This is a genomic window from Paraburkholderia sp. IMGN_8 (genome assembly GCF_038050405.1).
Lineage (GTDB): Bacteria > Pseudomonadota > Gammaproteobacteria > Burkholderiales > Burkholderiaceae > Paraburkholderia.
In genome coordinates this window covers 1,625,323-1,647,571 of sequence record NZ_CP150901.1, presented here as the reverse complement: position 1 = coordinate 1,647,571, position 22,249 = coordinate 1,625,323, and the positions used below count along the sequence as shown (strand labels likewise).

Here is a 22,249-nt window from a genome sequence, read left to right as displayed (position 1 = left end):
CACGGTTCAGGCCGATGCTCGCGGAGGCTGCACTTCAACCGTGACATGCGAGAGCCCCTTGAAGCGCTCGAGCACGGCATGATAGAAGCGTGAATCCCGCTGTGGCTCGCCGGTAGCAACCGAGACTACGGCGCTCATGTGACCCGGCCCCACCCGCCATACGTGCAAGTCGGCAACCTTGTCGCCACGGTCCTCGATAGCGTGACGAATATTGTCCGCCATACGCCTGTCGGGATTCATGTCGAGCAGAATCGCGCCGGTGTCGCGCATCAAGCCGTAGGACCAGTTTGCAATCACGAGTGCACCGATGACACCCGCCAGCGGGTCCATCCACAGCCAGCCGAACGCGCGCGCCAGCACCAGACCGATGATTGCCAGCACGGAAACCGCGGCATCGGCCATGACGTGAATGTAGGCCGACCGGATGTTGTGGTCCCGGGTTGCTGCCTCATGCGCGTCGTGGCCGTGCTCATGCTCTTCGAACGCAACTTCGTGCTCGCCGTCCGGCATCCGCACGATGGCTTTGAAGGCGTGCGGCTCAGGAATGTCTTCCTTCGATTCCAGATAGCCACCACGGTCCGCCAGCGCGAATACCTGTTGCGTGCCATCGGGTCGCACCGTAGTCACGGACACTGCCGATGCGTCCAGTCGTGAACCCTCCGTCGCCGGCGTAATCCGGAAAACGGGCGGTACGCCATCCTCGAAGATGGAGATGGCAAACACACCGGGCGGCGCGAAAATCTTCTGCGCCTCGTCTTCGTGAGCATGGTCGTCGTGACCATGACCGTGTTCGTGGCTATGCCCATGGCTGTGTCCGTGGTCGCCGCCGCTCAGCAGCCACACGCTTGCCAGGTTAACCAGCAGGCCGACCACCGCGATGGGAATCGCTTCGCCGAAGTGGATCGGTACGGGTGACAGAAAACGCGCAACCGCCTCGTAGCCAATGAGCACGGCAATCATTGCCAGCACGATGGCGCTCGTGAATCCGGCGAGATCGCCAAGCTTGCCGGTACCGAACACAAAGCGGGAATCGGTAGCGTGCCTGCGTGCATACGTGTAAGCGAGCGCGGCAATCAGCATGGCGCCTGCGTGCGTCGACATATGGAGACCGTCGGCCACGAGCGCAAGCGACCCGAACATACTCCCACCGACGATTTCGATCAGCATCATCGCGCTGCATAGCGCGATCACCGCCCACGTCTTGCGCTCGTTCTTCTCATGGCCAGCACCCAGAAAGATGTGGTCATGTCCCGCGCCGAACGCGGCATTCTTGAAATCACTCATTCCCTGCCCTGCTCATTTGAAATAACTGTGAACAACTTCGATGATCTGCTCGGTCGCGCTGCCCCCTGACTCCTCGTCGGTTTCCGCGTCGACAAGGTGGTTTCTGATGTGGTCCTCCAGCACGACGGCAAGCAGGCCGTTCATTGCGCCTCGGCAACTCGTAATGCGTTGCAGAACGTCTGCGCAGCCGTGCTCTTCCGCGAGCGCTCGCTCGATGGCTTCGACCTGTCCCTTGATGCGGCGGACGCGGTTGAGGAGCTTCTGCTTATCCTGAATCGTGTGACCCATACCATCCTCCGTCTATACCCGGGGGGAGTATAGACATTTTGGAGAATATAGATAGGGGGGAGGGGTATACAGATCCGCGATACGAACGCGTTTAAGGCGCTTTTTTGGAGGAAGGAATGAGGATATCGGTTCGGCAGCCTCTCTTCAGACGGATGCCTCGCTTTCGTGCCGGTCCGAGAGAATCCGATTGGCGGCGTCCGCCCCGCCGTCAGGCGTCGGAGGCGAAGCGTCAAAGCGGACCGACGCCGCCGGATGGGGAGCCAGGGCCTTCACCCCGTTCTCAATTCCTGGTACTGCAACGTATGGAATGAACGCCGCTAAAGCAACTACAACGATGAAAGTAACCATGGCCGTCAGCCTCTCACAATCGACAAGGTGAAGCCTGGCGAAGCAGGTTTCTCGCTGGGAAATAAAATCCACCGCAAAGAAATGAGCCGCAGGTGTGCTTTGATTCTAGAAGCGGATTCCCCGGCGCTAAAGGCCGCTACCTCGATGAATTCGGTCTACGTCCATCGTCTACCGGACAAATGCACCGGACGCACACGCGGACTGCGGCGTGAGCGATCTTTATATCGATGAGCTCGCGTCAGAGTTGACGCGAATGTGGTCCACCGGAAATTTCAGCCGCGAGTCAAAGTCGCAGGCCGTTCAGAAACTGATACCAGAGTCCACCCAGCGCACCAAGCGGGTGAGCGTCGTGCGGACTTTCTTCGCGCCTCGCGTGGTTGACGTGGCTGCTGGATTCGTCCTTTGCCGCCGCCTCGGCTTTGGCAGGTGCCACAGAAGCCTCGGAAGCCTCGGTGGCAAACTCGGCCTTCTCGTCCCTTTCGGCGTTTTCCGCTTGTTCCGCCTCGCGCCGCGCCGCCTGCAATGCCGTCACGCTATCGGCGATCTGCGCCGCCCGCCGCGCCTCGCACCGGCGCCCGAGCAGCACGCCGAACAGGACATCGCGATTGTGGCCTTCGTCGGCGAAACGCATGGCCAGCGAAACCATTTCCGCATACGCGGCTTCGTCCGCCGCCCGCGCGGCCGCCTCGCGCTCGGCTTGCGCCTGCTGCTGACGTGCGTGCCGCGCTTCCCAGCCGCGCATCTGCTCGGCATAGACCGCGTCGTACACCTTGCGCTGCGCGGCGTCGGACAGGATTGCGTACGCGTCCTTGATTTCCTGGAAGGTGGCGCGCGCCACGGCTTCGGCGCCGGCATTGCGGTCGGGATGCCACTTCATCGCGGCCTTCCGGTAGGCGCGCTTGATTTCGTCGCTGGTGGCGTGCGCGTGCACGCCGAGCGTGTCATATAGGGTTGCCATCGCTTGCTCGACCTCGGCGGGAATCGCTTCGTGGACCATCGTAGCATGCGAAAAACTGCTTTATTGTGAAGCGCGAACACTTACGCAAATGAAAGGCCGGGCAAAAAAAGGCCCCGCCACTGGCGCAGCGAGGCCAAGTCCCATGTCAAGGAGATGTCATGGAGGAGACGATTCGATCATAGCCTCGCGTCATCGCACCCCCAAACAATCGTTCGCCATATGCTTATCCGGCGCGGCCTGAGCTGCATTGCACGGCGCGCCGCATCCGGATCGAAGCCCGCCCGGTCGCCTGCCACAGTGCCCGCCGACCGCGCGATAACCCGCGCGGTTATATCGTTAGAACAAAAAGTCGCTTCGCGGGGCTGGCGGGCGTCATTAAGATGACACTTCAAAGTCCGGTTCGTCCCGGTTCGTCTCTCGCGCAGCCCCGCGCCAGCGTACCGCCAGCCGCTACCGAAGGAGCATTTCGTTGACCAGTTTCGATCATCACCGCCGGCCTCTCGTCATCGGCATCGGCGGCACGACACGCGCCGCGTCGTCGACCGAGCGCGCGCTCGGCTTTGCGTTGCGCGGCGCGGAAGCCGCCGGCGCGAATACCCGTCTGTTCGGCGGCACCTTCCTGCATAGCCTGCCCCACTACGCCCCGGAAAACCCGCAACGCACCGACGAACAGCTCGAACTGATCGAAGCCGTGCGCCACGCGGACGCGCTGATCATCGCCACGCCCGGTTATCACGGCGGGGTGTCGGGTCTCGTCAAGAATGCGCTCGACACGCTCGAAGAACTGCGCGCCGACGAGCGTCCGTACCTGGATGGCCGCGCGGTCGGCTGTATTGTCACGGCTTACGGCTGGCAGGCCGCGGGCTCGGTGCTGACCTCCCTGCGCTCGATCGTGCACGCATTGCGCGGCTGGCCGACGCCGTTCGGCGCCGGGATCAATACGCTGGAAACCCGCTTCGATACCGTCGATACGTGCTCGGATGCCAAGGTGGTCGACCAGCTCGCAACGGTCGGCCAGCAAGCCGCGCAATTCGCGCTGGCGTTCAATGCGCATCGCGCGCCGGCGGCTGCGCCGCTCGGCAACGCGCTCAAGGAAGCACAGCCTGCGCGGCTGCTGCACGCGGTTTAACGCTTTTTTCGTACTACGTCGTGGTCCGAAAGCGGTCCACGACGCTCCCTGCATTGCAACGGCTGACGGCTGTCCACGAACTGTCCACGCCGGTTCACGCGACGTTGAGTTCGCACGCTCACGCATTCAGGCCGTACCAGCAGCGCGTCCCTTTCCCACGATCCCGTCGAAGCCCAAACCCGGCACTCGCACTCAGCCGCAACGCCTTTGCACGAACCGTGCGGCACAGAACAGACTGCCCGAAAACGGCGTCGGATAGTGTGTGTGAAAACAGCGGCTTTGGTCCGATCCGACCGCCTGAAGACGGTTCCAGGACCTCGCTGATTTGCTTACGACGAAAGATTGGTTCACCCGCTGCGCGGCGCGGCCTACGCTTCACCCTGCCCCCTTACTCACCGGCCGCCTGACGCACAGGGTTGCGCCTCGAACGCCGGCCTCCTTAGCAATGCAAGCGGGCACACTCACCGCCACGACCATGAATTCACATATCCGCTACAAGGGCTACGAAGTCGCACCGGCGGCACAACGCCTACCCAACGGTCTGTTCGCCGCCAACCTGACCATCGAGAAAACCACCGCGAGCCAGGGCCAGGCCTATTCGTTCGACGCACTCGATTACTTCTTCGACGAAGAACACGCGCTCGCCTATGCGTTCCGCTGGGGACGCATGTGGATCGACAGCCGCAAGTAACGCCGTAGACCGCCGGGCAGGCTGGCACAGGCTGCGGGCTTGCGCGTCGGGTTTTAAATGGTTGTGCCAGAATAGGCGATACGTCCGTTCGCCCTCTGTACGCCTGCCATGTCCGACACACTGACAGATGCTGCCGAAGCCGCACCCTACGCCATTGGACATTCCGCGGCCCCGCCCGCGTGAAGACCGGTTCAGAAGCTCACAAGCAGATGTTTTGCCTCATGCTGCTTGAAACCCACAACCCCTACAAACCGGCGATGATCGAATGGCCGCCGCTGCCGCCGGACGCGCTCGAACGTCTGTGTTCGCTGCCGATCTGGGACATCGCGGTGCAGACCGAAGGCCGCGCGTCGATCGATGTCCGCACCTATGCCGCGCAGATCGGCGATCCGCTGCTGCGCGACGCGCTCATGATGGATGCGGACGAAGAAGCGCGCCACAAGCGCGTGCTCTCCAGGCTGATCGCCGCGTACGGCGTCGAAATCGCGCCCGAGCCGCCCCACTCGGCGCCACGCGACGCCGAGTGGGCCTGGATGCGCACCGGCTACAGCGAGTGCATCGACAGCTTTTTCGCCTTCGGGCTGTTTCGCTCGGCGCAGCAGTCGGGCTATTTTCCCGAGGCGCTGGTCGAGACCTTCGAGCCGGTGATTCAGGAAGCGGCGCGCCATATTCTGTTTTTCGCCAACTGGGTCGCGTGGCATCGGCGCACAATGCCATTGTGGCGCCGGCCCTGGCATGCGCTGCGGGTCGCCGCGATCTGGGGCGTGCTGATCTGGCAGCGCATCGCCATCGCCAAAGGCATCGACGCCCAAGGCGTCGCCCACGATTCCAACTTCCTGCCCGAGAGCAGCAGCGTGATCGGCGAAGCGCTGGAAGCACGTGAACTGATCGAACTGTGCCTGGCGGAAAACGATCGGCGCATGAGCGGTTACGATGCGAGACTGCTGCGTCCGAGGCTGATGCCGACCCTCGCACGCTTTGCGCTACGCTTCATGAAACCATCGCGCCGAACCGGCCGCACCCATCAAGGAGACGTCGGCCATGACATGGACTGTCGATGAACAACTGGCTTTGACGTCGACTCAGGCAGTCGAGGCGATCCAGTCGGGGCGGCTCAAAGCCGCCGACTACATCGCCACGCTGCTGGCCCGCGCCGCCTCCCTCGCGAGCCTCAACGCGCTGACCATAATCGATCTGGACGGGGCGCTGGCCGCCGCGCGGCGCATCGACGCGTTATCGCCCGAAGCGAAGGCGCAATTGCCGCTCGCGGGTCTCGCCGTGGTCGTGAAGGACAACATCAACACGGCCGGCCTGCAAACTTCGGCGGGCACGCCCGCGCTCGAAAACTTCGCGCCGAAGACCAACGCGCCTTCGGTGCAACGTCTCATCGACGCCGGCGCGATCGTGCTCGGCAAAGCCAATATGCACGAACTCGCATTCGGTATCACCAGCACGAATCTCGCTACGCATGCAGGCCCGGTACGCAATCCGTACGACCCAACGCTGATTCCGGGCGGCTCGTCGGGCGGCACCGCCGCGGCAATTGCCGCGCGCATCGCGCCCGCGGGTCTGGGCACCGACACCGGCGGCTCCACCCGCATTCCGGCCGCCTTGACGGGCATTGCGGGGTTTCGTCCTTCGGTGGGCAACGGCGGCGCGGAGCGGCGCTATCACGATCCGAACGCCGTGGTGCCGATCAGCCATACGCGCGATACGGTGGGACCGATGGCGCGCACGGTCGCCGACATCGCGTTGCTCGACGGCGTGATCACCGGCGCGGGTCCGTTGCCGGTGGTCGCGCTGAACGGACTGCGCATCGGCTTGCCCGCGCCGCTGTGGGAGGGGCTCGAAAAGCAGGTGGAGGACATCGCGCGCGCCGCGTTGAGCCGGCTCGAAGCGGCCGGCGTGAGCTTCGTGCCGGTCGAGATGAGCGAACTGGATACCTTGAACGGTCTGATCGGCGGCCCGATTGCGATCCACGAGGCGCGCGAGGACGTGCTCGCCTGGCTCGTCGCTAACGACGCGCCGGTCAAGACCGTGGCCGGAATGGCGGCCCGCATCGCGAGCCCTGACGTGCGCGCGATCTACGACGCCGTCCTCGCCGATACGCTCGGCGCGCAATACGAAGCGGCGCTGAACCAGTGGCGGCCGCGCTTGCAGCAATATGTCGCCGCGACCTTCGCGGACGAGCGTCTCGACGCGCTGCTGTTTCCGACCACCCGCCTCGCCGCGGTGCCGATCGACGACGTGCACGGTTCGTCGACGGTATCGATCGACGGCGCCGCGCCGATCGATACGATGGACGCGTTTCTGCGCAATACCGATCCGGCCAGCACATCGGGCATCCCGGGGCTATCGTTGGCTGCGGGAATGACGCGACGCGGCTTGCCGGTCGGCCTCGAACTGGATGGCCCGCTAGGCAGCGACAGGCGGCTGCTGGCGATCGGCGTCGCGTTCGAGCAATTGCTCGGCGTGCTCCCCGCGCCGGCGCTTTGATGCGGACGGCCAACCGCGTGCAGCGAGGACTATTGCGAAACCCGTGGCGAAGCGCCGCGGCGATAGCGGTCGCGCTATCGGTCGTGCTCGCCGGCGCCTGCACGCGCCTCGCCGCAGTCGATTCCGACGCGCTATGGAAGATCGTCAATTTGCGCTGCGTGCCGTCGCAGCAGGCCAATGGCACGTCGGAGCAGTGCACGGCAGTCGATCTCGACAAACGCTATGCGATTCTGAAGGACATCGCCGGCCGATCGCAGTATCTGCTGATTCCGACCGACCGCATCACCGGCATCGAAAGCCCGCGCGTGCTGGACGCCCATGCGCAAGACTACTGGGCCGACGCGTGGGCGTCGCGGCACTACGTGGAGAAGTCGGTCAAGCGATCGCTGCCCGACAATCGGCTCGGCCTCGAGATCAATTCCGCTTTCCGGCGCTCGCAGCAGCAACTGCATATCCATATCGATTGCATGCGCGGCGACGTGAGCAACGCGCTCGCGCGTCACGCGCATGATGCGCCCGGCACGTGGCGCTGGGACACGCTCGACGGAAACCGCTATCGGATCATGCGAGTCACCGCGCTCACGCAAGGAAGCGATCCGTTCCGTCTGGTCGCGCGCGACAACAAGGGCGCCGACACGATGGCCACGCAAACCATTCTTGTGACGGGCGCGGGATCGTCAGCCGAGCAGGACGGCTGGCTGGTGGTGAATAGCGGCACCGAAGTCGACAACGGCAGCGGCACGGCGGAAGGACTGCTCGATCATGCCTGCCGCGTGGCGGACGGCGGCTGACGCACCTTCCCGCCATCACGTTTAGCGCTCGCCCTCTTCTTCGCCGGCAAGGCTCACCAGCCAGCGGCGGATCACGCTTTCCTCATCGGCGGTAAAACCGGCCAGCCTCTAACGTTCATGCTCTGATATCAACCGTTCAACTGAATACGGCATGGCGATGTAGCCCTCGCCTATGCACGATTTTGCAGATGCATTGCTAAACAAAATGGTTCTTGTGCAGCGGATTGGTCCGTAGGATCGGCCTCAACGTGCATTCCGACCGATCCAACCGATGGCGATTTACCTCGACGATACCCAACGCAAAGCGCTCGCCCGGCTCGCCGCGAGCTGGACATGGCGCACCCAATGGCCGACGTGGGCGCTGCTCGTTACGATCTATGGAGGATGGTTCGGCGTCGCGACGCATGCGCGCGATCTCGGCTTGCCTCTGACCACCGCACTGCTGGCGCTACTGGGCGCGTGGTACATGTCGTTGCAACACGAACTGCTGCACGGTCATCCGACCCGCTCGCCGCTCGTCAACGCACTGCTGGGTTTCGCGCCGCTGGCGGTATGGTTTCCGTATCGCATCTATCGCGACTCGCATCTTCAGCATCACGACGATCCGCATCTGACGCGCCCCGAGCACGACCCCGAGAGTTACTTCGTGAGCCACGCGGTATGGGTTCGTGCTGGCTGGCCGATTCGTGCGCTGCTGACGTTCCGCAATACGTTTATCGGCCGCCTGCTGGTCGGGCCGGCGTTCGCGATTGCGGCAACCGGTGTGGATGCATTGGCGAAAATCAGGCGAGGCGATTGGCGCGACGTGCCGGTGTGGCTTGCTCATTTCGCTGCGCTAGCCGCGCTGACGATGTGGCTCCAGCGTGCTTGCGGGATACCCGCGTGGCTGTTCATTATCGGTGCCGGATATGCATCGCTGGCGTTGGGTTCGATCCGCTCGTTTCAGGAACATCGCGCGGCGCATGCTCACGAGCATCGTACCGTCATCAATGAAGCGGCGTGGTTCTGGCGGCTGCTGTTCCTGAACAACAACTATCATTTGGTCCACCATGACTTACCTCATGTCCCCTGGTTTGCACTCCGGGAAGTCTATGAAACGTCCCGCCAGCAATACGTAGAACGCTCAGGAGGCTTTCTCGTACAGGGTTACAGCGAATGGTTGAGGCTTTACGCATTCGCTCCGGTCGCGCGTCCGGTGCATGACAATCTGTCCGATTTCATCCAGAGGAATCCGCCTGTTTCCGCCAGTTTTGCAGGTAAATTGCGGGGGAAATTCATGGAAGTTATCCGTCGAGGAGAGCTCCATGAAGCTGACTTACCCGCTACTGCTGAACGCCAAACCGCAAGACAAGCCCTATAAGCTCCGTGACCGCGACTCCATGTATCTGCTCGTCTCGGTGGCGGGGTCGAAGACATGGAAGTTTGTCAGGGCGCACGGCACGCGAGGGCCTGTTCACATATGAAACGCGCCTGCGAACGCCCGAAACGGGCCGCATTGCGGCGTCGCTCGTCGCTTGTTTGGCGCGGCGAAACGGCGCTCCTCACGCCTTGCACTGCAGCCCGTTTCGGGCGTTCCCCACGAATGAATTCCAATCAGGGGTTGCCTCGTAAAGGGCCGCTCGCGGCGTCATGCTCCTTGCGAACGGACGCGGGTGCGTGAGCCGATTCGCCGCCGCGGCGTGCGTCACTTGTAGCTGATGGTGAACGTCGCGATGCCGTTCGCCGCGCCCGGCGTAACGACACTGCCGGTCTGGTAATAGCGCGCCGTCATCGGAATCGTCATCGTCGCGCCCGCGGTCGCGCTTCCGGCGTCGAGGACAGTGTCGAATGTCACCGGTGAACTGCTCATTAGCAGTTGAATGCCGACGCCGGACGCCGCATCCGTACTCTGCGTGATCGCCAGTACGCCCGACGCACCGGAACTGTCGGCCGTCGCGGAAAACGTGAGTGCGACGTTGTACGTTCCGGAAGGCTGCGTGCAGGTCAAGCCGATGTTGAAATTCAGATCTCCGTATGTCGAACCCATCCCGGTAAAGCGGTCGACGCGCACGTCGCCCAGCGGCACGGTCATGCTGCGCGACCCCGTGTCGATGTCGCAGGTGTAGGAAACAAAGCTGATGTTGTTCAAGCCGGCGAGAACCTGCGGAGCATCGGCATTCTGGTTTTGTCCGCCCGTCAGGTAAAACAAGGTCCGTGTTATCTCGGCCACGGTGCCCTGCGACGGCGTTGTGCCCGTTTTGCGCAACTCCAGATTGACCGTCCCCGACAAATCGACGTTCTCGCCTTTAATGCCTGTGGAAATCGTTGTGTTGCCGCTGCCGCGATCGCCATTGTACGTCAGCAGCAGTTCTAGCCCGTATGCCGGCAATGTCAAATCCTGTCGCCAGAACTGGACGATTGTTGCCCAATCAAGGATGCCAGAGGAACAATGCACCGTAAAAGCAATATCCGACTGGCTCCAGAGAATTTGTCCGACCGGGGCATCAGATGCAACTGTGATACTGGGCAACGTCAGCAGCGTGTTGGGTGTCGTCTTGTCGCTGCTGCCGATATTCCGGCACGTCGATCCATGCGCCCACCAAGGCAGGCAGAACAGGATCGCGATCGCCGCACGGCGGACCACGCGGCTCCATCGGCTTCGTGTCAGCATGGAGTGACCTCTCTATCGGCAAACGGCTTCGGCAGAAGGATAAGCCCCATCAGCCGCCGGTTTTGGCAGTGTGTAGCCCACCCCGCACGCCTGCTCCCGATTGGAGCCCCTGCGTACCCTAAGTGCCCCTGCTGGTCCGGCAGGCCAGCGACGAAGACTTCGCCGTCCATGCCCACCACGCCCAGCACGTGGCCAGCGTCGTTTTCCGCCGTTGCGCCCATGGTCTCGCCCAGCGGTTGCGGCAACAGTAGCGCGCTGCCGTGCCACAGCAGCCCACCGGCCACCGTGAACGTCGCCTGCGTGTAGCCACGACCGCTGGCGTCGGACGCCACCTTAATGGCCGGAAGCGTGACGAGCATCTTGTCGCCTTCGCAGGTCGCCGCGCGTGCGCCGATCGGCAGCACGGCAATGGCGAACCACATGCAGAGCATCGCCGCGCGCATCGCGCGGAAGCCACGGAATCGCACGCACCATTCCCGTTTCAATCGCATGTCGCCTCCACCGCCAGATACGCACCGACCGCCATTTTCTCGGGCAGCGTGTAATTCACCCCGCATTGTTTCTGCCGCTCCGCGCCCCAGCGAACGACGAACTGTCCTTCGAGGTCAGGCAATCCGGCCACGAACGCCTCGCCGTCCATCCCGACGACGCCGAGCGCCTGTCCTTCGTCGTTCTCGACGGTCGCGCCCTGCGGCGGAGACGAGCCGTCAGGGCGCGTCAACGCGAACATGGCCCGGTGGCCGACGACGGAATCGAAGCGGGTTTGAACGACCGCCGCGCGAGTCGGCACGACTTCGCTCACCGGGTTGCGGATCTCCACGTCCTGCGGCATCTGGCGCCGATCGACGACGATGCGGTTGATGCGGTATGGATTCAGACGCGGAATGACCGCTTCGCCGGCCCGGTTCGTGCTCACGCCCGGATGCATTTCGAAGTGCACGCCCTTCACGTTCGGCACGTCCACGATCGCCACCGTATCGCCGAGCGGCTGCGTGAGCAACAGCCCCGTCTCGTGCCACAGCATGCCGCCCGCCGCCGTGAACGCGGCCTGCGAATAGCCTTGTCCACTGGCGATCGATGCGTCGTAGCGGCCGAACGGCGCGAGGTAGCTCGTCGCTGCCGACCCGCTCACGTCCGACTGGTTGGAGTGCGCGACGCCCACGCTGTAATTCAGCCGTTGATCGCTGCTGCTGCCACCGATCGTCATCTGCTGATTGACGTGGTTCTCGTTGTTCCGGCTGACGAAGTAGGTGACGTTCGAGCTGCCGCCGCCCGCCGCCGGCGTTCGCGGGCCGCCGAACAGCGCTTCCAGCGGCATCGACAGCGATAGCGATACGTTCCAGCTCGACGGCACGCCGCTTCCTTTGCTGCAGTTCGCATAAACCCCGTAGCTGACGCGTCCCCAGTTTCCGCTATGTCCGAGCTGGTACTGGGTGCTGCGCGCCGTGCTGCCCCAGTACGTCTGCACGGCCACGGTCGCATACATCGAGCCGAACCGGCCGAGACTCTGGTTCACGGTGCCTTCCAGGCGCTGGCGTTTCGCGCCCAGCGCGGCCGGCTCGCTGCCGTCTCGCAGTTGCACCGCATCCGCGAAGCTTCGATAGCCCGCGGTGGAGTAACGGTACGCGAGCAGTCGGAAATCCGTGCCCCAACCGCCCACGGCCTTCGCGTAAAGCACGCGAAACGCGTGCCCCGACACCGTGCTGCTGTCGGCCAGATCGACCGCGCTACGCGCGTGCGTCACGTCGAGCGATATCGCCCCGATGTAGCCGAGATTCTTGCCGATTCCGACCAGTACCGATTGATACATGCCGGCCCCGATGAACCCGCTGTACAACGAGAATTCGCCCGGCAAGCCGCGCGCAACCGTCGCCATCGCGAAGCTCGGATGCGAGCCCGAAATGCCGTCACGGTATTGACCCGCTGTGACGTTGTAGCGCCACGAACCGTCTCGCAACAGCATCGGCACGGCGGAATACGGTTGGATAAACGTCGTGACGTGCCCGTCGGCCTCGGTGACCGTCACTTCCAGGTTACCCGACGACGAAGTCGGATAGAGATCGTCGATCGTGAACGGTCCGGGAGGCACGTAGGTGCTGTAGATGACGAAGCCGTTCTGCTTGATCGTCACCTGCGCATTGGTCTGTGCGATGCCGTGCACGGTCGGCGCGTAACCCTGCAGGCTGTCGGGCAGCATGGTTTCGTCGGTATTGAGCTGTACGCCGCGAAACTGGAAGCCGTCGAAGATGTTGGAGGGGGTAGTACCTTCGCCGGCCATCAGCCGGCTGTTCCAGCCGGCGATGTCGCGCTGCACGAACGTATTGATGATTTGAAAGCGGCTCTGACCGTTGAGCCCCCTCAAGAACGACGACGTATGCGACAACCGCCAGGCGCCCAGATTGATGCCGCCGCGCAAGCCGGCGTACAGCGTCGTGCGCGAGTTGACGGACGCGTAGTTGCTGCCCGCGTATTGCGCGGCGCTGAGCCGGTAGTCGAGCAGTGCTGCGTTGACGCCCTGATCCCAGCGCGCCGGGTCCACCGAGCCGCGCGCGCGGCGCTTCATCGCCGCCTGAGGCACCGTCACGTTCAACCGCAACTGATAGCTGTCGAAGTCGACGCGCGCTTCGGGAACGCTGTCGGCGATGTCGACGCACGCGTCCCCGTCGGCCTGCGCCAGCCGGGGAAACGCAGCGACGTTGACACCCCATTCGTCGAACATCCGGGCGCTCAGGCAGGGTGTTGCGTCCTCCCGGCCTGCCTGCGCGCCGTCAGACGCGAACGCGATGTCACGCCGCTCGATCGCCTCGCCATTGACGAAGACCGACACCAGATAGACGCCCGGCAGCACACGGTTCGACGTCGCGTAAACGGAAAGATCCGCCCCGCCCTGGCCGCCGCCCAGCTCGAGAAACGCAGGATCGAACTCGAACGCCCGCTCGCCATGAGCGGCTGACGAAAGCCCCGCCAGCGCAGCGGCCAGCATGGTCACTCGTAGGCGCGAACGGCCGACATCGGCACTACGATGCCGAATCATCGGCATCCTTACTTACTGTGTCGAAGCCCCTGTTGATCCGGGCGGTTGCGCGGTCACTTCCGTTGTCGGCGTGACGGCGCCGTAATCGTTGATGGTGGTATAGGTGAATTTGACCGGACCGGGCTGCGAGACCGCCTTGGTCGGAATCGGAATGATCAAGTCGCTCCTGGGATTCACCATGTCCACGTTGATGCTTGCGTTCTGCGCGGCCTGGATCTCGATGGTCGAGAAGGTCACGTGATACGGCGTCGGGTTGCTGACCTTCAACGCCGCGCCATGCCCGATCGGGTTCGGCACGACCGACCATTTGAGTTGCGACGGCGCGCCGGCCGCGCTGCCGGCCAGGCCGGCCGGCCGGTAAAAGAGCTTGATGCGCGTGAGCACGGCGATCTTGAGCGTGTTGACGTCTGCCTTGCGCTTCTCGGTGGGCGGGATCTCCTTGACGTTGATCCAGTAGACGGATTCGACGTCCTGCGGCAAACCGGCGCCCCGCTTCACATAGCGCACGCTGACGAGCTGCTCCTTGCCGCCGTCCAGACGAAAGAGCGGCGGCGTGACCGTAAACGGCATGCGGCGGGTGTTGCCATTTCCGTCGTCGACGAAAATCTGAATCACGTACGGCGTCTCGCCCTTGTTGCGCACGGCGACCGACGTATCGCGCACGTCGACCTTCGCTTCGAACACCACCCGGGTGCCGCCGACCTGAATGCCGGCGTGGGCTGCGACGCCGCTAAAGGCCAGCACGGCGGCAAAAGCGGCATGACAAACGATAGGCAAGCGCATATTTCGTCTCTCTGTGGGAAAACCACGGCGTGGACGCCGCGTGGGTGAAACCAGTCTTTGCATACTCGCCCGGCCGCATGCGCCGGACGGTTCGGAGCCGGCTACTTGTACGTCAGCGCGAACACCGCCGTGGCATCGGCCGCGCCACCCGTCACGGTTGCCGACGTCGCGATATAGCGCGCCGCGAAGTTGAAAGTATTGTCGCCCTCGGCGATCGTGTACTCCTTACTGCTCGAGCCGATGCTGATCGGGGTGGCGGTATCGTCGACGAGTTGCAGCGCAACCCCGCCCGCTCCGCCGACGGTCGTTTGCAGCGCCGTGGAATTGGTGCTGTCCGTCGTGCCCGTGAACAGCACCGTCGCGCCCGTGGTCGACGCCCCGCAATTCTTGAGCACGATAACGAAGGACGTCGTGCCGGTGGTCGATCCCACTCCGCTGAAGTCGTTCGCGAAGACCTTCGCCATGGTCACCGAACTACTGGTGGCAGTCGAATCGATTTCGCAGGGAACATCGGTGATGCTGCCGGTGAAATTGATGGTGCCGGTCGTGGCGGTCTGCGAATAGACCATCCCGATGGGGACCAGCGACAGCAACAGGGCCGCAAGGCCGCGTTGCATTCGTTTTGCTTTCATCGCGACGCCCTCAGATATGTATGAGTAAAGCCAGTTTAGTAGACGTAATTGTTCCCGTCACTATTTGTAGGCGAACTCAATCACAAAAAATTCAAGACGTGCCGCATTGGAATTCATTCGTGTGGAACGCTCAATGCATTCCGCATTTCTGTCATTGCCGCGCCATATCAGCGCGGCACGCTAGGCAGCAGCCGCCGCACAACCAGTAAAGGAGGCATGCCATGTTGACTGCTCGCGTTGGAATCGTTTCGCAATCCACCGCTGTGCCTTACACCGACGTCGTCCGCGTCGCGCAGGCGCTCAATCTGCAGGTCAGCCGCGATCTCGGCCCTATCTGGAGCGTGTCGGGCACGGTCATGGCCCTCGAATCGGCCGACCATATCGATCCGGGTGTCTGGCCCGTCTACATCGTGGACGAAGTTCAGTCGGGCGCGGCCGGCTTTCACCTGACCGAGCACAACCAGCCGTTCGCCGTGGTGCTCGCCGGCGACACCTGGTCTCTGTCGGCGAGTCACGAAGTACTTGAAATGCTGGTCGATCCCAGTGGTAACCGGCTCACTGCTGCCAATGCAGTGGCGATCGTCGACAACGAAGTGCATGACAGCGACGGCAAAGTCGAATTCCTGGTCGAGATCTGCGATCCAGCCGAAGACGCGAGTAACGCCTATCTCATCGACACCGTGCTCGTTTCGGACTTCTACACGCCTCACTATTTCGATCCCGCCGGCACATCGGGCGCGCAGTACAGTTTCAGTGGCCGGATAAGCCGCCCGCGCCAGGTGCTGCCGAACGGCTACCTCACCTGGTTCAATCCGCGGAACAACAAGCTCCAGCAAGTCCGGCATTTCGGCGCGCCCGAGATCGTCGGCCTCGCGACCGGCCAACCCGGCAGCGGCTCGCTGACGGGCGGGCGTTCTCTGCGCAGCTTCGTCGACAGTCTGACTCCGTTTTCACGATCGCTCTCGCATCTCAAGGCGGGCGCACCGGCCGTGATCCGGCGCGATGCCCGGCGCATGATGTTCGCGAGCGCTTTGCCGACCCGTGCTGCATTGTTCGCCGCGGCGCTCGCCGCGGTGAAGAGTGGACCCGCCGGCGCACCCCATGACATGCAGGCGATCAACATTCGAGCGATGCTCGACGCGCACGCCGAGTCCTTCAGGCAACCGGGCATCCTGTCGGTACGGAGCGGCTTGCAATGGTCGACGCTTACCAGCGGCGCCACGCGTGCCATCGTCGTCACGACGATGCCGGACAAACGTGCCGCGGTAGAAGCTTCGCTGCCGCAGCAGTTCGAAGGCGTACCCGTCGACGTGCGCGCCGCCGGTCCGATGGAATCGCTGCGCGCGCTCGACCCGGCGCGATATTTCGCGCTGGCCGAAGCACGGCACGAACTTCGGCAACCGGATTTCGCGGACGAAGTCTTTTTCGACGGACAAGGCAACGCACTCGCGAATCCGCCAATGCCGCTGACTGCCTTCGCCACCGCACGCGCGCATAAAGAAGAGATTCCGTACACACCCGCGCCTGAAGCGAGTCTCGACGCAGTCACCGCGCCGGTTTCGCTCGTCCTGCACGCGAGCCCCGATGCGGGATGGGCCGAGCTATCGAGTTTTATCGCGGGCATTCGCGAAGAACTGGTCGTGGGCATGTACGACTTCACCTCGGCGCACATTCTCACCGCCCTCGAAAATGCGCTTGCCGGCGGCAAAAAACTAACGCTCACGCTCGACCATCCGGCGAAGAACCCTTCAGCCGATCAAACGGACGAAGAGACACAGGCCGATCTGTCAACCAGTCTCGGCGCCGGCTTCGCCGGCACCTGGGCGCTCACTAACGCCGATCCGAAAGCACCCGTCTGGATCTATCCGAACGCGTATCACATCAAGGTTGCTGTGCGCGAAGACGATACGTTCTGGCTTTCTTCGGGCAACTGGAACAATAGCAATCAGCCGGAAATCGATCTATCGGACGTGGCAGCCGCACGCAAGCTCGCCACGACCCACGATCGCGACTGGCATGTCATCGTCACCAGCAAGGCATTGGCGGACACGTTTCGGGCTTTCCTCCAGCACGACTACGCTGTCTCGCACCACGTGATCGTCGCGGCTCAAACAGAGGGCCTTGGTATTGCCGGGAATGGAGCCGCCGCCCTCGACGTGCCGATCGAAGCGCTCGCGGCCGGCAAGGCCCCGCGCCAGTTCTTCGCCCCGAAGACACTCACCGACACCGTCCAGATCCAGCCGCTACTCACGCCCGATAACTATCAGCCGCATGTGCAGGCGCTCATCGAATCCACCCAGCGACGCTTTTACATGCAGACTCAATATATCCATCCGAGCGGAAATCCTGCCGATGCGCAGCATGACGCGTTGATCGCAGCCGTGAAGGCGCTTATCGACCGGGGGATCGACGTGCGTCTGATTACCAGCCAGTTCCAGAACGACGCGTGGGTTGAGAAGCTAGTCGCAGCGGGCATCCCCTCGTCCGTACTGCGGCGCCAGGCGAACGTTCATAACAAGGGCATCGTCGTCGACGGGAGTGTCGTGATGGTCAGCAGCCAGAACTGGTCGGCGGATGGTACGCTGCGCAATCGCGATGCAGGACTGATCATCCATAACGTCGATGCCGCGGCTTATTTCGAGCAGATCTTCCTGCACGACTGGGATTATCTTGCGTCGCCCGTGGGGAGTTGAGTAGCCGGACGCGGATACTGTTCAGTCACGCTCGATCTGCTCCCGTGACGCGTGGCGAACGTCGGTACCCTCAACAATGTAGACGACAAACTCGGCAATGTTGGTCGCGTGATCGCCAATACGCTCGACGGCTTTCGCTATGAACAGGTAATCGAGACCCACCGGGATTGTCCGGGGGTCTTCCATCATGGACGTGATGAGCTTGCGCACGAAGGCCACGAACTCGTTATCAATGGCTTCGTCATCCCGAACAATTTGCGCTGCTGCAGCGGTATCCATTCGTGCAAAGGCATCCAGCGCCCGGCGAAGAATATCTGCGGCCATTTCGCCGGAGGCCTTGATTTCGGCGATGTTGACGGTCAACCCCGCGTTTTTTTCGTCAATGCGGCGGATTCGCTTCGCAATCTTCCGGGCCTCGTCGCCGGCACGCTCGAGGTTGGTGATGCACTTCGAGACGGCCATCAGGAGTCGCAGGTCGCGAGCGGTGGGCTGTCGACGAACGATGATGTTGCTCACTTCTTCGTCGATTTCAATTTCCATCGCGTTGAGCCGGCGTTCGCTCTCGAGGATCTGCTCGACCAGTGTCAGATCGAACGCGTTCAGTGCCTCCATCGCGCGCGCAATCTGCGCCTCGACCAATCCGCCCATTTCGAGCAACCTGGTGAGCAGCAGGTTGAGGTCGAGGTCAAACCTGCTGGAGAGATGCTTATCCGACATCTTCGGTCCTCGCCTGAAAAAGTGAAAGGCCTTCCTGGCCGGCTTCCTGGTGCCGGCCTCGTTCACAATCATCTCCTGATCGATAAAACCATACAAACAGTATATACAGTTTTAAGCATTTCCATATTGGCGATGCCACCCTGCGGTTATGACCCCGTCTCTTCGGCAGTCAGGCGTGCCTCATGGCCCAGCCCGGCTTTGAAGATGTCGTCAAGGCGATGGCCTCTGGCACCAATACACCTGGCGAAACTGAGTCGAAAATGTGTGGGGACACGTTGGCCGAACACAGCGACGGTGTGAAAATACCGGGACCCTGAACAGCCTTCCCGGCCTTCGCGGGTTTGCCCGTCGTTGACGAAGGCAATTCGGCTGCGTACCGTTTGTTAAATCAGCACGACCGCAGAGTAAGGATTGATGGCCGACAACTATGAAACAACCAGGGAAATTGAAATCGAATTGAATGGTTTGCGCTATCGCGGCCGGTATCGCGTCATGAGCGGTACGGTCATTGTCTACTTCGAAAATGACATCAAGTTTGCCGACTACGGCCTGAATGGGCCCGAAGTCGTGGCAAAGTGGCTGCTTACCGACCTGTCGCGCCGAGCGGAATCGAAGAAACGAAAATCCGCCGGAAGATAACCACACTGCGGGTTGGTGCGGGTCGGCGGCTGAACGGCTAGCATACCGTGCGCAATATCTCGTGCGCTTTGTGCATATGATGCAATTGCTGGTCTTTCAGATAACTGACAGCTTCCTTGACATGCTTCGGTTCGCCCAGCTGAATTGCATATTCCCGCAGCAAGGTTTCGCTCGTGACGAGGTCGTTAAGCTTCCCCAGTTCGTCCTGCACCACGCTCAAACGCTCGATCGTGGCCTGATGGCTGCCATCCAGGACTGGCGAGAAGAACTCCAGCAGATATCGCAATTTTTTTCCCGCGATGCGCACTTCATGGAGCGCGGCGTAGACTACGTCGTTTTGCGATGCTGCTCGCTCCACTCTTTTTTTCAAGGCTTTCTCAGCCAGTTTCACACGCTCTTCTGCAAAAGCAGCAAGGGACGGACTGGCGGCGCGCGTGTCCAGTTGGTGCCGGGCGCCTGCAAGCGCCCGCGCCAGTATCTGCTCGACGCCGGCATTGCCGATCGCCCTCCGGCTGAACGAGAGCGCGTCGGCCCGGTGTTCGTCGACCAACTGGATAAGTGCCGTAAACGAGTGCTTCGTCGACGGGTCGGCGGCGAGCAGGTCGCGCAAGATGTCCCAGTTTCGTGTTTTGCCGGCAGCGTCGGCCAGAGACTTGAACTCGCTACGCTGAAATTTCGCGTCCTTTTTGTCGAGCAGCGGTTCATATGCCCACCAAAGCGAGCGCAATCTGCGTAACGCGACGCGAAGCTTGTGCAAGACCTCGGGATCTGCTTTCGAATCCAGCTTATGTACTCGCCGTACCGCTTCCTGAGCGGTCGATGCAGCCAGAAGCAGAAACGCTTCGGCAACCGGCGTTTCACACTTTATCGGCCCTGCGTGGGCACGATCAGAGGGCGAGTTTGAGTCGGCTGCTTCTTCCGTTGCAGCGACTGGAGGGTGGGAACTCATTTCCGCGAGCGCCTTGTGACCGCGAGGTGGACTAGGACAGCACAACGCTGTTAACCGCGTGCAGAAAAACCTATGTCGTGCACGGACCCGGTATGGCGATTGCCTGCGTATTTCAATCCTACAACGCAGGAGCCCCGAGGCCAATGGAAACGCGATGCCAACCGTGTTGTTCTAGATTACAGTACGTTCTGCGAATCATGTCTACGGCATGACTGCCAGATTGCTCACGGACACGCTGTTGGCTGGTTGGCCGCTGATCTTTAACGTGGAACTGGCGCGCCGCTGCATCGCGGTATCGCCTCGCTTGTTGCGACCGGCAGCAAACCCGCCCCCCCAAACAGGCAGCTCTCGTACGGTTGCGCCTCGCCCTGCAAGGGTGTCATTGCGTCAATCGAGTTCGGCCAGAAGTCGATCCGCCATCCGGTCTTCGCCCAGACCGCGCCGTATGCCTGACTAAAAACCCTCAGTCCGCTTGCGTTTGCTTGACACATTCGCATAAATGCGAATAATTGTCATTTACGCAATTCGCATTGTGTACCGACCCGCGCTCCGACAACCTGACCATTCACTGCCACGTTTCCGCCATCGTCTGCCACTGTGCAACCGTCCACTCAGACCCTCATCTCGCACTACGCTGAACTCGTCGACTTCCTGTCGCGCCGCACCGGCTCGCGCGATAGCGCGCAGGACTGCGCCCAGGAGACCTTCCTGAAGCTGGCCGGCGCGGAAATGCCCGCAGCACTCAATTCCATCAAGGCATACGTGTTCCGGGTGGCATCGAACGTCGCGATGGACTGGCATCGGCAAGACCGCCGCCGGCGCGCGATGACCGACGATTACGCGGCGATGCGCAGTGGCGATACCGCGCCCGATGTAGCCGACACGGCGATCGCCTGCCAGACCGTCAAACGCCTGGAGGCGGCAATCCTTGCGCTACCGCTGCGCACACAGCAGGTGTTTCTGCTGCACAAGCTCGAAGGCCAAAGTCACAGTGAAACCGCCGCGCTGATGGCGGTCTCGGTGAAGGCCGTCGAAAAGCACATGATGCGGGTGCTGCTGGCGTGCCGCATGGCGCTAAGGGACTAGACGTTTGAACGATCGCACATCGGCGACGCCTGCTTCAGCGGGTTCGCGGCAGACACGGGAGTCGGCGCGGGCCGCGGCGTCCGCTCGCCAGCTGGACGAGCGCGCGCTCGAAGACGCCGCGTCGCGCTGGGTGGTGCTGAACACCGGGGGCGACCCCGATGAGCACGAGCGCCGTTCGTTCTCTGCGTGGTACGCCGCCGATGCGCGCCACGCGCAGCTATACGACGAACTGCTGGATATCTGGCACAAACTGTCCGCGGTCGACGCCGGTGCGATCCGCGCCAAACGGCGCCGCAACAGATCCAGCACCGCGATCATGTCGCTCGCGGTGCTGGCCTTCCTGCTCACCGGCAGCGTGTTGCTGTACCGCGACTCGTTGCGGGTGCTGGCGCTCGCCGACGCCGCCACCGCCATCGGCGAAGTGCGCACGGTCGAACTCGCCGACGGCTCCAACGTCACGCTCGACGCGCAGTCGGCGATTGCCGTCGAGCTGACGCCGACGGCGCGCAACATCCGTTTGTTGCGCGGCCGCGCGCTGTTCGAGGTCGCGCACGACCCGTCCAAACCCTTTGTGGTGCGTACCGGCGACGCGGAGGCCACCGCGCTCGGCACCCGCTTTACGGTCGAAGCGCTGGCCGGCCATTCGCGCGTCGCCGTGCTGCAAAGCCGTGTCGCGCTGCGCTGTACGGCCTGCGACGAGCCCTCCGCGGCGCGCGTGCTGAGTCCCGGTGACGAGGCCGATATCACGCTGCTGGGCGTGAGCACGCCGCGGACCACCGACGCCGCCGCCATCGCAGGCTGGACACAAGGCACGCTGACTTTCGAAAACGTGAGCTTGCGCGACGCGCTGGCCGACTTGCAGCGCTACACGCACCGGCGCATCTGGCTCGCCGAGCGGAGCGCCGGCGAGCGCCGGGTGTCCGCGCTGGTCGACCCGCGCGACCCGGATACCGCCGTGCGCGTGCTCGCCGCCGCCGCGAAACTCAACGTGCACGCCATGCCCGGCGTGCTGCTCGTCGGTTCACCGAAAAATATTTTTGCAAACCGGTAGGGGGATGCACCCCGGCAAACGTCATACGGG

At 62.7% G+C, this 22,249-nt stretch carries 18 protein-coding genes and 2 pseudogenes; 10 read left to right on the top strand and 10 right to left on the bottom strand.

Annotated features, from left to right (window positions below):
• Window positions 1-6: 6 nt before the first annotated feature.
• The 3 genes from dmeF to WN982_RS28590 all read right to left on the bottom strand — a co-directional run bounded on the left by dmeF (window position 7) and on the right by WN982_RS28590 (window position 2,878).
• Window positions 7-1,284 carry a CDF family Co(II)/Ni(II) efflux transporter DmeF gene (gene dmeF / locus WN982_RS28600; protein ID WP_341318937.1) on the bottom strand — a complete coding sequence of 426 codons (1,278 nt, stop codon included), beginning with the start codon at window positions 1,282-1,284 and terminating at the stop codon, window positions 7-9.
• 12 nt (window positions 1,285-1,296) lie between these two features.
• On the bottom strand, window positions 1,297-1,572 hold the full coding sequence (locus WN982_RS28595) for a metal/formaldehyde-sensitive transcriptional repressor (RefSeq protein ID WP_341318936.1): 276 nt from the start codon (window positions 1,570-1,572) through the stop codon (window positions 1,297-1,299).
• A 631-nt stretch (window positions 1,573-2,203) separates the two neighbouring features.
• Entirely contained in the window at window positions 2,204-2,878 is a 675-nt protein-coding gene (locus WN982_RS28590; protein ID WP_341318935.1) for a J domain-containing protein, read from the bottom strand.
• A 469-nt stretch (window positions 2,879-3,347) separates the two neighbouring features.
• Between WN982_RS28590 and WN982_RS28585 the strand changes: the two genes are divergently transcribed.
• The 6 genes and pseudogenes from WN982_RS28585 (at window position 3,348) to WN982_RS28560 (ending at window position 9,345) form a co-directional block, all read left to right on the top strand.
• Window positions 3,348-4,007, top strand: a complete 660-nt coding sequence (locus WN982_RS28585) for an NAD(P)H-dependent oxidoreductase (protein WP_341318934.1) — start codon at window positions 3,348-3,350, stop codon at window positions 4,005-4,007.
• Window positions 4,008-4,482: 475 nt separating this feature from the next.
• Window positions 4,483-4,698 carry a transcriptional regulator gene (locus WN982_RS28580; RefSeq protein ID WP_341318933.1) on the top strand — a complete coding sequence of 72 codons (216 nt, stop codon included), beginning with the start codon at window positions 4,483-4,485 and terminating at the stop codon, window positions 4,696-4,698.
• A gap of 108 nt (window positions 4,699-4,806) precedes the next feature.
• Window positions 4,807-5,759, top strand: a pseudogene (locus tag WN982_RS28575) (ferritin-like domain-containing protein).
• Window positions 5,740-7,194: an indoleacetamide hydrolase gene (gene iaaH, locus WN982_RS28570; protein WP_341318932.1), complete on the top strand. Its 1,455-nt coding sequence runs from the start codon at window positions 5,740-5,742 to the stop codon at window positions 7,192-7,194. Before WN982_RS28575 ends, iaaH begins: the two are co-directional and overlap by 20 nt.
• Window positions 7,194-7,985 carry a CDP-diacylglycerol diphosphatase gene (locus tag WN982_RS28565; protein WP_341318931.1) on the top strand — a complete coding sequence of 264 codons (792 nt, stop codon included), beginning with the start codon at window positions 7,194-7,196 and terminating at the stop codon, window positions 7,983-7,985. The genes iaaH and WN982_RS28565 overlap by 1 nt, the downstream gene beginning before the upstream one ends.
• A gap of 271 nt (window positions 7,986-8,256) precedes the next feature.
• On the top strand, window positions 8,257-9,345 hold the full coding sequence (locus tag WN982_RS28560) for a fatty acid desaturase (protein WP_341318930.1): 1,089 nt from the start codon (window positions 8,257-8,259) through the stop codon (window positions 9,343-9,345).
• 324 nt (window positions 9,346-9,669) lie between these two features.
• Here WN982_RS28560 and WN982_RS28555 read toward each other — a convergent pair whose 3' ends face one another.
• The 5 genes and pseudogenes from WN982_RS28555 to WN982_RS28535 all read right to left on the bottom strand — a co-directional run bounded on the left by WN982_RS28555 (window position 9,670) and on the right by WN982_RS28535 (window position 15,084).
• The gene (locus WN982_RS28555; protein ID WP_341318929.1) at window positions 9,670-10,635 is read right to left on the bottom strand and encodes a fimbrial protein; all 966 of its coding nucleotides are present in this window, start codon (window positions 10,633-10,635) and stop codon (window positions 9,670-9,672) included.
• A gap of 12 nt (window positions 10,636-10,647) precedes the next feature.
• Window positions 10,648-10,964: pseudogene (locus WN982_RS28550) on the bottom strand (FimD/PapC C-terminal domain-containing protein); the annotation flags it as partial.
• Between the two features lie 152 nt (window positions 10,965-11,116).
• On the bottom strand, window positions 11,117-13,618 hold the full coding sequence (locus WN982_RS28545; protein ID WP_341318928.1) for a fimbria/pilus outer membrane usher protein: 2,502 nt from the start codon (window positions 13,616-13,618) through the stop codon (window positions 11,117-11,119).
• Window positions 13,619-13,681: 63 nt separating this feature from the next.
• The gene (locus WN982_RS28540) at window positions 13,682-14,452 is read right to left on the bottom strand and encodes a molecular chaperone (protein ID WP_341318927.1); all 771 of its coding nucleotides are present in this window, start codon (window positions 14,450-14,452) and stop codon (window positions 13,682-13,684) included.
• Between the two features lie 101 nt (window positions 14,453-14,553).
• Window positions 14,554-15,084, bottom strand: a complete 531-nt coding sequence (locus WN982_RS28535; RefSeq protein WP_341318926.1) for a fimbrial protein — start codon at window positions 15,082-15,084, stop codon at window positions 14,554-14,556.
• Between the two features lie 221 nt (window positions 15,085-15,305).
• Here WN982_RS28535 and WN982_RS28530 point away from each other — a divergent pair, with 221 nt between their 5' ends.
• Window positions 15,306-17,777, top strand: coding sequence for a phospholipase D-like domain-containing protein (locus WN982_RS28530; protein ID WP_341318925.1), 2,472 nt, complete (start codon window positions 15,306-15,308; stop codon window positions 17,775-17,777).
• 21 nt (window positions 17,778-17,798) lie between these two features.
• On the opposite strand, the gene phoU is transcribed toward WN982_RS28530, so the two are convergent.
• The gene (phoU, locus tag WN982_RS28525) at window positions 17,799-18,494 is read right to left on the bottom strand and encodes a phosphate signaling complex protein PhoU (protein WP_341319451.1); all 696 of its coding nucleotides are present in this window, start codon (window positions 18,492-18,494) and stop codon (window positions 17,799-17,801) included.
• 414 nt (window positions 18,495-18,908) lie between these two features.
• On the opposite strand from phoU, the gene WN982_RS28520 reads away from it, so the two are divergent.
• Window positions 18,909-19,133 carry a hypothetical protein gene (locus WN982_RS28520; RefSeq protein ID WP_341318924.1) on the top strand — a complete coding sequence of 75 codons (225 nt, stop codon included), beginning with the start codon at window positions 18,909-18,911 and terminating at the stop codon, window positions 19,131-19,133.
• Between the two features lie 37 nt (window positions 19,134-19,170).
• Here WN982_RS28520 and WN982_RS28515 read toward each other — a convergent pair whose 3' ends face one another.
• Window positions 19,171-20,082, bottom strand: coding sequence for a CHAD domain-containing protein (locus tag WN982_RS28515; protein WP_341319450.1), 912 nt, complete (start codon window positions 20,080-20,082; stop codon window positions 19,171-19,173).
• Window positions 20,083-20,679: 597 nt separating this feature from the next.
• Between WN982_RS28515 and WN982_RS28510 the strand changes: the two genes are divergently transcribed.
• Together WN982_RS28510 and WN982_RS28505 are read left to right on the top strand one after the other, a co-directional pair.
• Window positions 20,680-21,168 (top strand): RNA polymerase sigma factor, encoded by a 489-nt coding sequence (locus WN982_RS28510; RefSeq protein WP_341318923.1) that lies wholly within the window; start codon window positions 20,680-20,682, stop codon window positions 21,166-21,168.
• Window positions 21,169-21,172: 4 nt separating this feature from the next.
• On the top strand, window positions 21,173-22,219 hold the full coding sequence (locus tag WN982_RS28505; protein ID WP_341318922.1) for a FecR domain-containing protein: 1,047 nt from the start codon (window positions 21,173-21,175) through the stop codon (window positions 22,217-22,219).
• Window positions 22,220-22,249: the final 30 nt, after the last annotated feature.